Annotated in this window: 12 protein-coding genes and 4 tRNA genes; 9 read left to right on the forward strand and 7 right to left on the reverse strand. The window is 58.2% G+C overall.

The features are described 5' to 3' along the window. Positions 1 to 35: 35 nt before the first annotated feature. From hutW to hutZ, 3 genes are read left to right on the forward strand one after another with little or no spacing between them, the layout of a single operon-like run. Entirely contained in the window at positions 36 to 1445 is a 1410-nt protein-coding gene (hutW, locus tag ACZYTD_RS08990; RefSeq protein WP_463891397.1) for a heme anaerobic degradation radical SAM methyltransferase ChuW/HutW, read from the forward strand. After that, positions 1432 to 1944, forward strand: coding sequence for a heme utilization cystosolic carrier protein HutX (gene hutX, locus ACZYTD_RS08995; protein WP_463891399.1), 513 nt, complete (start codon positions 1432 to 1434; stop codon positions 1942 to 1944). The genes hutW and hutX overlap by 14 nt, the downstream gene beginning before the upstream one ends. Positions 1945 to 1971: 27 nt before the next feature. After that, positions 1972 to 2499, forward strand: a complete 528-nt coding sequence (gene hutZ / locus ACZYTD_RS09000; protein ID WP_463891400.1) for a heme utilization protein HutZ — start codon at positions 1972 to 1974, stop codon at positions 2497 to 2499. Positions 2500 to 2574: 75 nt separating this feature from the next. Here hutZ and folD read toward each other — a convergent pair whose 3' ends face one another. Beyond that, the gene (folD, locus tag ACZYTD_RS09005) at positions 2575 to 3429 is read right to left on the reverse strand and encodes a bifunctional methylenetetrahydrofolate dehydrogenase/methenyltetrahydrofolate cyclohydrolase FolD (protein WP_463891402.1); all 855 of its coding nucleotides are present in this window, start codon (positions 3427 to 3429) and stop codon (positions 2575 to 2577) included. A 205-nt stretch (positions 3430 to 3634) separates the two neighbouring features. Between folD and ACZYTD_RS09010 the strand changes: the two genes are divergently transcribed. From ACZYTD_RS09010 to ACZYTD_RS09025, 4 genes are all read left to right on the forward strand, one after another. Beyond that, positions 3635 to 3711: transfer RNA gene (locus ACZYTD_RS09010), tRNA-Pro, on the forward strand. Positions 3712 to 3727: 16 nt separating this feature from the next. Next, positions 3728 to 3804, forward strand: a tRNA-Arg gene (locus ACZYTD_RS09015). A 45-nt stretch (positions 3805 to 3849) separates the two neighbouring features. After that, positions 3850 to 3925: transfer RNA gene (locus ACZYTD_RS09020), tRNA-His, on the forward strand. 55 nt (positions 3926 to 3980) lie between these two features. After that, positions 3981 to 4063 (forward strand) — tRNA-Leu (locus tag ACZYTD_RS09025). Between the two features lie 146 nt (positions 4064 to 4209). Here the strand turns inward: ACZYTD_RS09025 and nifH are convergent. The 6 genes from nifH to ACZYTD_RS09055 form a co-directional block, all read right to left on the reverse strand. After that, positions 4210 to 5085, reverse strand: a complete 876-nt coding sequence (gene nifH / locus ACZYTD_RS09030; protein WP_463891404.1) for a nitrogenase iron protein — start codon at positions 5083 to 5085, stop codon at positions 4210 to 4212. 306 nt (positions 5086 to 5391) lie between these two features. Next, complete coding sequence (locus tag ACZYTD_RS09035) at positions 5392 to 5943, reverse strand: NifB/NifX family molybdenum-iron cluster-binding protein (protein ID WP_463891405.1); 552 nt, start codon at positions 5941 to 5943, stop codon at positions 5392 to 5394. Continuing rightward, a complete protein-coding gene (gene nifN, locus ACZYTD_RS09040; RefSeq protein WP_463891406.1) occupies positions 5937 to 7358 on the reverse strand; it encodes a nitrogenase iron-molybdenum cofactor biosynthesis protein NifN in 1422 nt (473 codons plus the stop codon). The genes ACZYTD_RS09035 and nifN overlap by 7 nt, the downstream gene beginning before the upstream one ends. An 11-nt stretch (positions 7359 to 7369) precedes the next feature. Then, entirely contained in the window at positions 7370 to 8788 is a 1419-nt protein-coding gene (nifE, locus tag ACZYTD_RS09045; RefSeq protein WP_463891408.1) for a nitrogenase iron-molybdenum cofactor biosynthesis protein NifE, read from the reverse strand. Positions 8789 to 9088: 300 nt separating this feature from the next. Beyond that, complete coding sequence (locus tag ACZYTD_RS09050; protein ID WP_463891409.1) at positions 9089 to 10735, reverse strand: sigma-54 interaction domain-containing protein; 1647 nt, start codon at positions 10733 to 10735, stop codon at positions 9089 to 9091. 356 nt (positions 10736 to 11091) lie between these two features. Continuing rightward, a complete protein-coding gene (locus ACZYTD_RS09055) occupies positions 11092 to 11520 on the reverse strand; it encodes a TOBE domain-containing protein (RefSeq protein WP_463891410.1) in 429 nt (142 codons plus the stop codon). Positions 11521 to 12061: 541 nt separating this feature from the next. Here ACZYTD_RS09055 and vnfD point away from each other — a divergent pair. Both vnfD and vnfG read left to right on the forward strand, forming a co-directional pair. Continuing rightward, positions 12062 to 13480, forward strand: coding sequence for a nitrogenase vanadium-iron protein, alpha chain (gene vnfD, locus ACZYTD_RS09060; RefSeq protein WP_463891411.1), 1419 nt, complete (start codon positions 12062 to 12064; stop codon positions 13478 to 13480). Beyond that, positions 13481 to 13819: a V-containing nitrogenase subunit delta gene (gene vnfG / locus ACZYTD_RS09065; protein ID WP_463891413.1), complete on the forward strand. Its 339-nt coding sequence runs from the start codon at positions 13481 to 13483 to the stop codon at positions 13817 to 13819. Positions 13820 to 13863 lie beyond the last annotated feature (44 nt).

The following is a 13863-nucleotide window of genomic DNA, read 5'->3' on the forward strand; positions in this document are numbered from 1 at the left end:
AGGGGGAAAGGCCCCGATATCGGGGCCAAATCACTATGGATATTTCACGTTTTGACGACTCAATTCTTGGGCGTTTGACACCGGATCCGTTGCAGTTTGCCTTTTCCGGTAAAAAGAGCGCCCATGCGGGTCGTGGCGGTCGTCCGATCCTGGATCCGGTGCAGCAGCAGGCGATGTTCAGTGGCTTGCTCCGCGGCGAGCCAGAGCCGGGGCGGGCCCGCTGTCTTTACTTGCACATTCCGTTTTGTCGGGTGCGTTGCACCTTCTGCTCATTTTTTCAGTATGCCGCTAGTCCGGCCTGGATCGAGAACTATCTGCAGCAGTTGTGGCGTGAGATGGAGGCCAAGGCGGCGATGCCTTGGGTACAAGCTGCACCCTTTGATGCCGTCTATATAGGTGGTGGCACGCCGACCGACATGACGGCGCCCCAGATCCGCGAATTGGGCCATCGCCTGCGGCGCTTATTTCCGCTTAGTCATGATTGTGAGCTGACCCTCGAAGGGCGTTTGAATGGTTTTGATGAGGAGAAGTATCAGGCGGCGCTTGAGGGGGGCTTCAACCGTTTCTCATTTGGGGTCCAGAGTTTTGATAGCAAGGTGCGTCGAGCGGCCAAACGACTCGATGAGCGCGAACAGGTTTTGCAGCGGCTCAGTGAGCTGACCCGGGGGGATGAGGCGCCCATCATACTCGATCTGCTGTTTGGTTTGCCCTATCAGGATGAGGCCTGCTGGCAGCGTGATATCGCCGATTTTCTCGATTCGGGAGCTCACGGTGTCGATCTCTATCAGCTCATCGAGATGCAAGGGACGCCCATGGCGCGACTGGTGGAGCAGGGCAAGCAGCCGCCTCCGGCGGACACCCCACTCAAGGCTCGTCTCTATGGTTATGGCGCTACCGCCCTCGAGCAGGCCGGTTTGACCCGGTTGAGCTCGTGCCATTGGGCGCGCGACCCTCGCGAGCGCAGCTGCTACAACGCCCTGGCCAAGAGCAGTGCCGATGTGCTGCCGTTGGGGGCCGGAGCCGGTGGCTCGATCCAGGGCATCTCGGTGATGCAGCATCGAGAACTGGAGCCCTACCAATCGGCCTGCGAGTCTGGTCAGTGGCCTGTGGCCATGATGATGGCGGCATCCCCTCACTATCAGCGCGATGGTTTACTCAAGTCGGCGTTCGACAAGGGGCGGCTCGACGCTCGTCTCTGGCAGGCGGGGGGACAGCCGGAGCTGTTTACCACACTGACGCCCTTACTACAGGCCTGGCAGGAGCGAGGGCTACTGACCCTGCAAGGCAACAAGGCCGAGCTGACGCTGGCTGGCCGTTTCTGGAACGTCAATCTGGCTCAGGCGGCCCTGATGGCGCTGAGTCCACCGCAAGCGGCTCACATGCCGCCTGCCCATTTTCAACCCGCCCATACTCACTCCATGGAGAAGCAACATGTCCCGCATTAATAATCAGGCGGTCAGCGATCTGCTGGCAAACGATCCTGCACAGAACACACTGGCGATGGCTCAGGCGCTGGGCATCACAGAGGGGGAGGTGATCCGTGCCCTGCCTAACGAGATGGTGACGCTGTGGCCAGGTAGTCAGAGCGAGGCACTGCTGACGCAACTGGCCAGTTGGGGCAAGCTGACCACCATAGTTGAGTCGTGTGGCTCTATCTTCGAATTCAAGGGGCCCATGCCATCCGGTCGCGTGGCGCGCGGTTATTACAATCTGCTGGGGGATGAGGGGCTGCATGGCCACCTCAAGCTGGACGACATCGCGCATATCGCTTTGTTGAGCAAACCCTTCATGGGCACCGAGAGTCACGCCTTTGTCTTCATCGCCTCGGAAGGGCGCTCTGCCTTCAAGGTCTACTTGGGCCGCGACGAGAAGCGCCGCCTTCTGCCCGAGCAGCAGCAACGCTTCCTGGCCTGGCGCCAGCATGATGCCTTACCCGTGAACTAAGCCGCCATCTATCGAGGAGAAAAAATCGTGCAGGATAAACAACAGCGCTTGCAACAACGTCTTGAGCCGGAGATCCAGGCATTCCGCGATCAGTGCCAAACTCTGGTGCTGGCTACCCGGGATAGTGAAGGGACACCCAACGTCAGCTATGCGCCGTTCGCGCTGGGTGATGGGGGCTACTATGTGCTGATTTCCGATATTGCGCGCCATGCCCGCAATCTCAAGCAGATACCCAGGGTCTCCCTTATGCTGATCGAAGATGAGGCTAGCTGCCGCCAGATCTATGCCCGGCAACGTCTAACCTTTGATGCAGCCGTCCAGCTGGTCGAGCGCGATTGCGTACAGTGGCTGGAGGGAACAGCGGCGCTGCAGCAGCGTCATGGGGAGATCATCAGCAACTTGACCAAGATGGCCGATTTCAGCCTCTTCTGTTTTAAGCCCGAGCAGGGACTCTATGTGAAAGGGTTTGGTCAGGCCTATCGGGTCGATCCAAACGATCTGGTAGCCGTGTTGCACCTGGATCAGGGTCATAAGCCGCTAAATGGCCAAGGGTAATGGCGTAGAGGCTTGAATAAAAAAACAGAGGGCTGTCCAAGACAGCCCTCTATGTATTCGGCAACCTGGCGCTGATCAGCTATGGTACTGCTCGCAGGCTTCCAGGGTATTTTCAATCAGGCTGGCGACCGTCATGGGACCTACGCCACCCGGCACAGGGGTGATAAAGCTGGCGCGCTCGGCTGCGACTGCATAGGCCACATCGCCCACCAGACGCCCATCCGCCAGGCGGTTGATACCCACATCGATGACGATGGCGCCCGGTTTGATCCACTCACCCGGGATAAATTCCGGTTTGCCGACGGCCACGACCAAGAGGTCGGCCTGGCGCACGAAGGATTCCAGATCCTTGGTGAATCTGTGGGTGGTGATGGTGGTGCAGCCAGCCAGCAGCAGTTCCAGGGTCATGGGGCGACCAACGATATTGGAGGCACCGACTATTACGGCGTTGAGGCCATAGGTATCGACACCGGTATGCTGGATCAGGGTCATGATCCCTTTGGGGGTGCAGGGGCGCAGTGCCGGAATGCGTTGAGCCAGGCGACCGACGTTGTAGGGGTGAAAACCATCCACATCCTTGTCAGGGCGGATGCGTTCAATCACCTGAGTCGAATCGATATGACCAGGCAAGGGGAGCTGCACCAGAATGCCATCTACACTGGCATCGCTATTGAGCTCATCAATAAGGGTCAGCAAGGTGGTTTGATCGGTATCGATCGGCAGGTCGTAGGAGCGGGAGATAAAACCCACCTCTTCACAAGCGCGTCGCTTGCTCCCCACATACACCTGTGATGCGGCATCTTCACCTACCAGCACAACGGCCAGGCCGGGAGCACGCAATCCCTTGGCGATGCGTTCCTGAACCTTGGTGGCGACTTCCGTCCGAACAGACTGGGCAATCGTTTTCCCATCGATAATCTTGGCTGACATGCTTCCTTCTCACCTTGCGTAGTCGTGGCGCGCATTGTCGCATTTTTTTTCTTGGATCGTTAGCCCGGCTCACGGCGAAAAATGGGTGGGGTCGGCAGGGCGAATAAGAAGTGAGCGACTGAATCATTGATGGGAAAAAGTGTTTGACGCTACAGGGGCATATAGGTAATATTCGGCCCCGTTGTCGGTACGTCTAGACACATGTCGGTGATTAGCGCAGTCTGGTAGCGCATCTGGTTTGGGACCAGAGGGTCAGAGGTTCGAATCCTCTATCACCGACCACGCTTCCCAAGGCAATGCGCCCTTAGCTCAGTCGGATAGAGCAACGGCCTTCTAAGCCGTGGGTCACAGGTTCGATTCCTGTAGGGCGTACCATACTGTTACTGACTATCCATGCGGTAATAGTTATAAAACTCAGTGGTGGCTGTAGCTCAGTTGGTAGAGTCCAGGATTGTGATTCCTGTTGTCGTGGGTTCGAGCCCCATCAGCCACCCCATCATTACCAGGTTGGCGTTGTCTTAATGTAAGATGATGAAAACCAAGCCCTCTTAGCGGAAGTGGCGAAATTGGTAGACGCACCAGATTTAGGTTCTGGCGCTTAGGCATGAGAGTTCGAGTCTCTCCTTCCGCACCATAAAACAAAACCCCGGCCCTAGTGCCGGGGTTTTTGCTTTACCTGGATCAGAAAGCAAAAGCCGGAGCTGGGCTCCGGCTTTTGCTGGGTAGAGTGCTTGGGTGTAAGCGTCAACTGTCACCACAAGACAAACGAACCCGAACGGGTTATGCGGTCGCCTCAGCGGTCTGGCCTATGATGGATTCATCCTCTTTTTCCATGATGCCAAATTCCATCAGCAACTCTTCGAGCTCTTCCATCTCCAGTGGGGTGGGGATGACAAACATCTTGTTGTCTACCACCTTGCGGGCCAGGGAGCGATATTCATCGGCTTGGGTGCACTTGGGATTGTATTCGATGACGGTCATGCGGCGGATCTCGGCATGCTGCACCATGTTGTCACGGGGGACGAAGTGGATCATCTGGGTACCCAGCTTATCGGCTAGGGCTATGATGAGTTCATCTTCCCGATCGGTTTGACGTGAGTTACAGATCAGACCCGCCAGGCGCACACTACCGGACTTGGCGTATTTCACTATCCCCTTGGAGATGTTGTTGGCGGCAAACATGGCCATCATTTCGCCAGAGCAGACTATGTAGATCTCCTGAGCCTTGTTTTCACGGATGGGCATGGCGAAGCCACCACAGACCACGTCACCCAGTACATCGTAGAAGACGAAATCGAGCTCGGGAGCATAGGCACCTTCCTCTTCCAGGAAGTTGATGGCGGTGATCACGCCACGACCGGCGCAACCGACTCCTGGCTCAGGACCACCTGACTCGACACAACGTACATCGCCGTAACCCACCTGCATGACCTGTTCGAGTTCCAGATCGTCCACCGAGCCGGCTTCCGCGGCCAGATGCATGACGGTGGTTTGGGCTTTGGAGTGCAGGATCAGGCGAGTGGAATCAGCCTTGGGATCGCAACCGATGATCATTACCTTTTTACCCATCTCGGCCAGGGCCGCAACCAGATTTTGAGTGGTGGTCGACTTGCCGATCCCACCCTTGCCATAAATGGCACATTGACGAATAGCCACGATAAACCTCCTGTTGATATGGAATTAGTTTCCATATTCAGTAACGCAATGCGTGTGCCATGTTTTTAACCTGCTGTTTTATATAGATAAACTGTCGTTATGTGCCGTTTTTGCTTCGTTTGGCCGTTCCTGGAAGTACAAAGCCGGGCCAATTGTTCCTCTGGGTAATAAGCGCTGTATAGCAACCGGGGAAACGAGGGGCCAGTTGCAAGACGAGCCAGCGGCCAAAGCCGGTAAGACGAAAAAAGGCACCCCGTGCTCAAGAGCGCTAAGGGTGCCAAACTCGCAGCAGTGTGAAGCTAATGGTTAGTCGGGAAGCTCGGTCAGCAGGGCATGTAGTGGCGTTGCCGCCCCTTGGTTCGTGTGCCACTCTCGGCGCCCCATCTCATCGAAACGGTCGGGTGATTTCTGTTTGGCCTTGGCGCGATCGACCCAGGAGAGGCCGCCCTGGACCAGGGCAAAACTCACCTCATTGAGCAAGTCCACCACCTCGTGGCCATAGTCGACAATCACGGGTTGGATCCCAGCCTGCATCAGGCGACGGATGGAGGAGGTGCCGATGGAGGCGGCATAGACGGCCGCACACTCGCCGATAAACTCTATCTTGGCGATCACCTTGTCTTCACTCATCAGCTCGGCTGGCTCAGGCTCTGTGCTGGGCTCTAGTGGGTTCGACTCGGTTTCATGGCCCAGGGCTTTATCTTTGTGTTCCCCCTTCATGGTGGCTTGCTCAAAGTGGCCTATCTGCAGCAGATCTGCCTCGCCAGGTCGAACCGAGTAGATCATCAACTGTTCACTGGCCCCGAAGTGTTGATCCACCTGGTTGCCATCCATACTGGCAAATGCAATTTTCAACATACACGCTCTCCTTGTGAGGCAGGTAATGGCTGGAAGCTTGTCTCTGGCTCGGGCCAGAAACGGGAGTGATAGGGGGTCTGTAGGCGCTGATGGCGCGCCAGCAGGTTATCCAGGTCATAGAGCAACTGGCGGCAGCCTGAGTAACCTATCCATTGGCGTGCCTGAGCCCCAGCATGGCGATGTAAGGGATAACCGGCCGGGAGTAGCCCGATACCCAGCTCATCAGCGAGCTCAAGGGCATGGGAGTTGCTGATCAGCAGATCCGCCTGATGGGTGCGGGCCTGGCTGGCCAGCAGATCCAGATCGCCGATCCTCAGCTCAGGACAAGGCAGTTGGGCTATGGCTTGGCGGGTAGCGGTCAGATCCAGCGTTGGCGGGGCCGTGGGAATGACGGCACTGACCAGCTCAGCCCCCACTTGCGCTAGGGCGGGCGCCAACGCCAGCAACAGATCACACTCGGCCGCCAGGGCAATGCGGGAGACCCCGAGCCGAAATTGGCAATCGAGCATGGCATCCAGCAGTTGGCGGCGTTGGCGCTGCTGTTTGATGGGGACGGCTTGGCCCGAAAGGCGACTGAGCAGTTGGTTCAGGCGATCACACTGCTGCAGATCATGCAAACCGGCAAAACGGTGGTCGGGGATGCCGGTCTGCTGATTGAGCCAGTCGGCGACCCCCTGCAGGCTGGCACCCAACACCAGGGTGGCGCAGCTGCGGCGCATGAGGGCGATCTCCTGGCGTGTGGTGCCGCCTTGGGTTAGGGGCTGGTAGCCCTGCTGGGGTAGGTGGCCATCTAGCGAGCGGCTAATATCCGGCAGCATGATAGGCGTCAGGCCAAAACTCTCAATCCACTCCCGCAGGGCTTCGCCGTCGGCTGGGGTAAAGAGCGGCGAGATCAGCACATTGAGCTGGCGTGGATCCATGGCCACCGGCTCGGCGGCGGGCAGCAACTGCTGCAGTATTGCTTGCAGGGCCAGGGCATACCCCGCTTCCAGCCCCCCCTGGCTATCGCAGGTTTCGACCGGAATGATGCTGATCTGGGCATATTCGGGGTACTCCTGGCGGAAGCGATGAAGCGAGTGCTGCAAAGAGGCCCCCTGGGTGGCGGTGAGGCCCGTGGTGGAGAGACCGATCACCGCAGGCTGGTAGCGCTCACACAGGGTCAGCAGAGCCTCCACCACATTGGCATCGGCCCCCATTACCACGGTCGTCAGCTCCATGGCGGTGGTTTGCAGCGGTATGGGGTCGCGAAAGTGACGCATGAAGAAGAGCTTGTTAAAGGCGGTGCAACCCCGGGCGCCATGTTGTAGTGGCATACAGTCGGCCAGACCAAGAAAGGCCAGGGAGGCACCGATAGACTGACCTACCTTCAGCGGGTTGATACTCAAGGGGTTATGGTATGGAAGCAAACGGGCCATCTTCTTCTCCTCTAGGCAACTTGGCTCATGTCTGATGCGGGCGCCAGGACGGGGAGCTTGGGCTCCCAGGGGGCGGGCTCCTGGACCAGGCGCCAGATCGGGTTGGCCAAGGCTCGGCTCAATTGAAAGGCCAGCTCGCGCATGCCAGCGTAGCCGGCATAGGCGAGGGGGCGCACATGGTCCACATCCAAAAAGGGGATGCAGGACTTGAGACTGGGGTAGATGTAGCGATCCCCGGCGATGAGAATATCGGCCTGGTAATGGCTGAAGGCCGCTATGATGGCCTGCTGATCGTTATCCGCCAGGGTAATGGCGGCCTCGCCCATCAACTCCTGGATCCGGGCCTTATCCTCTTCGGTGGATTTTTCGGTGCCTGTGGCCACAACGGTCAGCCCCAACTCCTGCATGGCGGCCACCAGGGACCAGGATTTGAACCCCCCGCTGAAGATGAGTACCCGCTTGCCCTGCAACAGGGGCAGGGTGGGGGCCAGCTCCTGCTGGAGTGCCTGCTCTTCGCGCTGCACTAACTGCTCGGTACGCTGTTGGAGATCCTCATCTGCCAGCAGCCCAGCCAAGGCGCGCAGTACGTTGGAGGTATTGTGCATGCCGTAATAGCTCCCCTCCACATAGGGGGTGCCATAACGGCTCTGCAGCCCGCGCGCCACATTGAGCAGCGCCTTACTGCAGATGAGCAGATTGGCCTCGGCCCGGTGCAGGGTCTGGATCCGCGCAAAGCGCCCATCACCGCTCACAGTCGCCAGCACCCGCAACCCCAGCTCGTCGAGCAGGGGTAACAACTGCCAGTACTCGCCCCCCACATTCCACTCACCAATGATGCCGATGTCATGCACCTGAGTGACGCCGGGTGGCGTCCAACGACAGGGCTCAGGCTCCCGGCGGCCAATCACCTGATTGAGCAGCACTTCGCCTCCCTGGCGATTGCCCAGATTCTTGCTGCCATAGTAGCCGGCACAATCGATGGCGATGACGGGGGTGCCCCAGCGCTGCTCGGCGGCGCGGGCTACGGCGGCCACATCATCCCCATGCAGGGCGGGGATGCAGGTGGTGTAGATGAAGACGGCGGCGGGTTGGTAGTGCGCCACTATCTGGCCTATGGCGAAGAAGAGTCGCTCCTCACCGCGTCCCATTATGATGTCGATATCGCACAGATCCGTGGTGAAGCCCTGGCGATAGAGAAGCGGGCCAGACGAGCGGGAGCCGCGACTGTCCCAGGAGCTTCCGGCACAGCTGATGGGGCCATGAACCAGATGAGCCACATCGGCAATGGGCAGCAGGGCATTGCGCGCGCCATCGAAGAAACACCCCCCCTGGGTGGCCCCTGGCTTGGCGCGGGCACAGCCACTCTTGCCTCCCTGATTGTGGCGACAGGCCGGTTCGTTTTGTAAGGCGTCTAGTGTCTGTTTATCCATATCCACTCCTTCACGGCATTTGGCTCTGAGGCGAGCTAGGTAGCCTGCTGCTGATTGATGCCTACCCCTGCCTCGCAAGGGGCGTACCAGATGTGCTCTCCCGCGGCCGAATAGCGGCGCAAGCCGGTGATTGCCGCATGGAAGCGGGGAAAACGGGCGTGACATAGGCCCATGGCGCAGGGAAATGGCGCCAAAAAATCAGGGGGGAGCGTGAGTCGAGTGGCGGGGAGGGGGTATGCCCTGGCGCATTCTGTACTTGGGGGTACAGAGTGCGCCGGGGCTGTTCCCTGGCGTGCTTTTTTAGGGCTTGCCCTGATGCCCGGCGCCGGGCGTGCGGAAGTTTTTATAGTTAAGCTGGTACTTGTTCATGCGTAGGCCCAGGATGCGCCGGGTCATGCCCAGATGATTGGCTGTCTCGCTGACATTGCCCTGATACTGGGTCAGCGCTTCGACGATCAGCTCATATTCCACCTGGGAGATGCGCGCATCCATGCCTCCCTGAGCGGTGATCTCATCGAGCACGGCCGGTTGCAGATTGGCGGGCAGATGATAGGCGTGGATCACCCCCTCTTCGGCCAGCAAGACCGCCCGCTCCATCAGGTTCTCCAGCTCGCGCACATTCCCCGGCCAGTGATAGGCCTGCAGCAGGTTAAGCGCCGGCGTGGTGATGCGCGGGACATCCACCTCCTGCTCCTGGGCAAAGCGGGCGACGAAGTGATCGGCCAGGGTCACTATGTCATTGCCGCGCTCGCGCAGCGGGGGAATAGTGATAGGGAAGACATTGAGGCGATAGTAGAGATCCTCGCGAAATAGCCCCTTGGCCACCATCTCCGGCAAGTTGCGGTTGGTGGCGGCGAGAATACGCAGATCGACCCGGATTGTGGTGTTGCTGCCGACGCGCTCGAAACTGCGCTCCTGCAACACCCGCAGCAGTTTGGCCTGCATTGGCAAAGAGAGCTCCCCCACCTCATCGAGGAATATGGTGCCACCATGGGCCTCTTCGAAGCGTCCGGCACGGCGAGCCGTGGCGCCGGTAAACGACCCCTTCTCGTGACCAAAGAGTTCACTCTCGATGACGCTCTCCGGCAGCGAGGCACAGTTGAACTTGACGAAGGCGCCGCTGGCTTGCGGACTATGGTAGTGGATGGCACTGGCCACGCGCTCTTTGCCGACGCCGCTCTCCCCCAGGATCAGCACGGTTGTCTTGGAGCGGCTGACCTTCTCGATCAGCTTGTAGACCTCCTGCATGGTCCGGGAGTTGCCTATGATGTTGCCAGGTTTGAATTTTTCCTTCAGGGCATGACGTAGCCGACGGTTTTCATCCAGCAGGGCACTCTTGTGGATCCGCTCTAGCAGGTGTAGCTCCACCACCTGGGCTATGACGGCCGCCAGTATGCCCAGTATCTCCCGATCCAGTTCCAGCAGGGAGGGGTTGTCGTAACAGCGTTCAACGCTGATGGTGCCCATCACTTTCTGGCTGCGGATGATGGGGACACAGATAAACGCCAGCGGCTGATCCTCTTTGCTCCAACTGCCGGTACGATTCAAAAAGGCGGGCTCATCGGCAATGGAGGGTACAACCACCGGCTTACCGCTCTCTACCACCCGTCCCGTGATCCCTTCCCCTGGCTGATAGATGCCTCGGGCTATCTCCTCCTCACTGAGGCCCAGCCCTTCATGGATAAAGATATGGCCTGTACCGGGATCGTAGAGGGAGACCATACCCCGCAATACCTGCATGTGTTTTTGCATCAGGCGTAGCACCAGATTCAGGGTTGAGGGGAGATCCCCCCCCCGGCTCACGGCTTTGCTCACTTCCGATAGCAGGGGCAACAGCTCGGTTCGGCATTCGCCCAGAGAGCAGCGACAGACTGGCTCGCGATCCCGGCCATAGGCTGGACGCATCTCTGTGGCTAGTGCACTGGTAAGTTGCAGCATCTGGGTCATATCTTCTCCTTAAGCGTGGGCATCCATGCAGTTCGTGCGCTGATGAAGAGCAAGTTGCGCATTTTGCGTGCACCGCTATATCTATCGCTATACAGCGATGAGTAAAGAGTCGCTGTATCTGTTGCTATATAGCGCGTGGTGCACTGAACCCATGACATCTACATGGCTGAGTCAATGCAAAATTGGCGCCAGGGCATGCATGAGGCTCAAGGGGTGAGGGTTGGGAGTGAGGAGTAGCTTGATAAGGTGGGAGGGTCAGGCTGGGGCCATTGTGTTTATCACGGGACAACAAAAACGCCAACCCAGGGTTGGCGTTTTGATTTAGAACGTGGTGTTTCGATTTTCAAAGGGGCCTCTTAGGCGGGGACGCCCAGTACCACATGGCTGGCCTTGATCAGCGCCGAGGCGGGGGCGCCTAGGCTCAGTTGCAGTTCGCTGGCCGCGTCATTAGTGATCACGGCGTAGACCAGGCTGCCACCTGGCAATTCGATAGCTACCTCAGTGTTCACCGCGCCTGGGGTGATGCTCTTTACCTTGCCGCTCAACTGGTTACGGGCGCTGAACTTCATGCTGCTCTCACCCGCCAGCACTATGACCCAAGGGGCTTTAACCAGGGCGGTGGCGGGCTTACCCACGGCCAGCTCCAGGGCTTTGGTGCTGCCTTCGGTGACGATAGCGACCAGCTTGTCGCCACCGGCCAGGGTCAATTCTACTTCACTATTGACTGCGCCGTTGATCAGGGCAGAGATGGTGCCTTCAAAGACGTTCAGGGTACTGACTTTCATGCTCTTTTCCTTGTTATCGAGGGGGATCCGTAAAATGGCTTGCCTGCGCTATAAGCGTAACGGCATAACGCCAGGGCTAACTCCAATCGAATCTACTTCCGCGCGCTGTAGCATTGCAACCATAGCGACAAGGTAAATGGAGTTTTTGCACGAAACTCTCAGCGCCAAGTACAGCCCGCCCCCGCACGCATGGAGAAAGGGGAGGGCGTATCTGCCCTTCGTTACCTCTCACCATCGAATGGGATCTGGCTATCAGCGTCAGCCTTGGCTCACTGCACCGGCGAGTACATTCACTCGTCATCTGTACATTGCGGTACGGCTTAGACCACTTGTTGGCGAGACTTTCGAGGTGGGGCTTCTGGAGGGTAAATAGATAACAAATTGAAAAATAACAATTTTAGCTTTGGGTGAGTTCCGTTTTGTCAGCGTGAAATGGAGTTGGCACAAGGGATGCTCTAGTGGCTTCGGCAATCCAAAAATTTACCGGGTTGAAGCTAAGCCAGTTGCCAGACTGGCCAACTCACTAGAGGAGTCTGACAAAATGCCAATGGTTCTATTGAATTGTGACAAGGATATTCCCGAGCGGCAGAAACATGTGTACCTCAAAGCCCCTGAGGAGAGCACCAAAGAGTATCTGCCTATTGCCAACGTGGCCACCATACCTGGCACCCTCTCCGAGCGGGGTTGTGCCTTCTGTGGTGCCAAGCTGGTGATCGGTGGCGTGGTCAAAGACGCCATCCAGATGATCCACGGCCCCATCGGCTGTGCCTATGACACCTGGCACACCAAGCGTTATCCCACCGATAACGGCCATTTCCCGCTCAAGTATGTCTGGTCCACCGACATGAAGGAGAGCCATATCGTCTTCGGTGGTGAGAAGCGCCTGGAGGAGAGCATCCACGAGGCCTTCGATGCCATGCCGGAACTCAAGAGCATGTTCCTCTATACCACTTGCCCGACCGCGCTCATCGGCGATGACGTCAAGGCCGTAGCCAAGAAGGTGATGAGAGAGCGGCCCGATGTGGACATCTTTACCGTGGAGTGCCCCGGTTTCTCCGGCGTCAGCCAGTCCAAGGGACACCATGTGCTCAACATCGGCTGGGTGGATGAGAAGGTGGGTCAGGTTGAACCCGAGATCACCAGCCCCTACACCATCAACTTCATCGGTGACTACAACATCCAGGGCGATACCCAACTGCTGCAGAAGTACTGGGATCGCCTGGGCATCCAGGTCATAGCCCACTTTACCGGTAACTCCACCTACGACTCGCTGCGTGCCATGCACAAGGCTCAGCTCAACGTAGTCAACTGCGCCCGCTCTGCCGGTTACATCGCCAACGAGTTGAAGAAGCGCTACGGCATCCCGCGTCTGGATATCGATACCTGGGGCTTCAACTACATGGCCGAAGGGATCCGCAAGGTGTGTGCCTTCTTCGGGATTGAAGAGAAGGGCGAGGAGCTTATCGCCGAGGAGGAGGCCAAGTGGAAGCCGCAGCTGGATTGGTACAAGGAGCAGCTCAAGGGCACCAAGATGGCCATCTGGACCGGGGGGCCCCGTCTGTGGCACTGGACCAAGTCGGTGGAGGATGACATGGGGATCGAGGTGGTGGCCATGTCCTCCAAGTTCGGTCACGAAGAGGACTTCGAGAAGGTGGTGGCCCGTGGTCGTGAAGGTACCTACTACCTGGATGATGCCAACGAGCTGGAGTTCTTCGAAATCATCGAGTTGACCAAGCCGGACATCATCTTCACCGGCCCGCGCGTGGGTGAGTTGGTGAAGAAACTGCACATTCCCTATATCAACGGCCACGCCTACCACAATGGCCCCTACATGGGCTTTGAAGGGTTCGTCAACATGGCTCGCGACATCTTCAACGCTCGTCGTAGCCCGATCCACAAACTGGCGGCTCAGGATATCCGTGAGCTCAGCGCCAAGCCCGCATTGAAGGAGGCTGTGTAAATGGACGCTCGTATCAAAGAACTCTACGGCTATGTGCAAGAGCGCTGCCTGTGGCAATTCTTCTCGCGGAACTGGGATCGCGAGGAAAACATCAACGGCATCCTGGCCAAGGCCGAAGAGCTGTTTGCTGGTCTGGCGCCCAAGGATGACACGCCAGCCGACCGCTGCCATTTGGCAGACGCCAAGAGCTTGGTGGCCGACTTTCGCAGTCGCTTTCCCTGGATCAAGGAGTCGAGTCTCGAAGAGATCAAGGCTCTGCTGGCGGGTCTGAAGGCGGAGTTGGTGGATACCACCATCACCCACTCCAAGAATCGTGAATTACGCGACCGCCTCTATTAATTCCCGGTGCGGGGTTCAGCCCCGACACCCATCAAGATAAGGAA

Source organism: Pseudaeromonas sp. HNCC25DJ180 (assembly GCF_055413345.1).

Bases quoted from the DNA above. Each gene is read 5' to 3' on its own strand.
- ACZYTD_RS09050 (WP_463891409.1), bottom strand. From the start codon at position 10,735: ATGACCCAGATGCTGCAACTTACCAGTGCACTAGCCACAGAGATGCGT.
- ACZYTD_RS09035 (WP_463891405.1), bottom strand. From the start codon at position 5,943: ATGTTGAAAATTGCATTTGCCAGTATGGATGGCAACCAGGTGGATCAA.
- hutW (WP_463891397.1), top strand. From the start codon at position 36: ATGGATATTTCACGTTTTGACGACTCAATTCTTGGGCGTTTGACACCG.
- hutX (WP_463891399.1), top strand. From the start codon at position 1,432: ATGTCCCGCATTAATAATCAGGCGGTCAGCGATCTGCTGGCAAACGAT.
- nifN (WP_463891406.1), bottom strand. From the start codon at position 7,358: ATGGCCCGTTTGCTTCCATACCATAACCCCTTGAGTATCAACCCGCTG.
- folD (WP_463891402.1), bottom strand. From the start codon at position 3,429: ATGTCAGCCAAGATTATCGATGGGAAAACGATTGCCCAGTCTGTTCGG.
- vnfG (WP_463891413.1), top strand. From the start codon at position 13,481: ATGGACGCTCGTATCAAAGAACTCTACGGCTATGTGCAAGAGCGCTGC.
- vnfD (WP_463891411.1), top strand. From the start codon at position 12,062: ATGCCAATGGTTCTATTGAATTGTGACAAGGATATTCCCGAGCGGCAG.
- nifE (WP_463891408.1), bottom strand. From the start codon at position 8,788: ATGGATAAACAGACACTAGACGCCTTACAAAACGAACCGGCCTGTCGC.
- ACZYTD_RS09055 (WP_463891410.1), bottom strand. From the start codon at position 11,520: ATGAAAGTCAGTACCCTGAACGTCTTTGAAGGCACCATCTCTGCCCTG.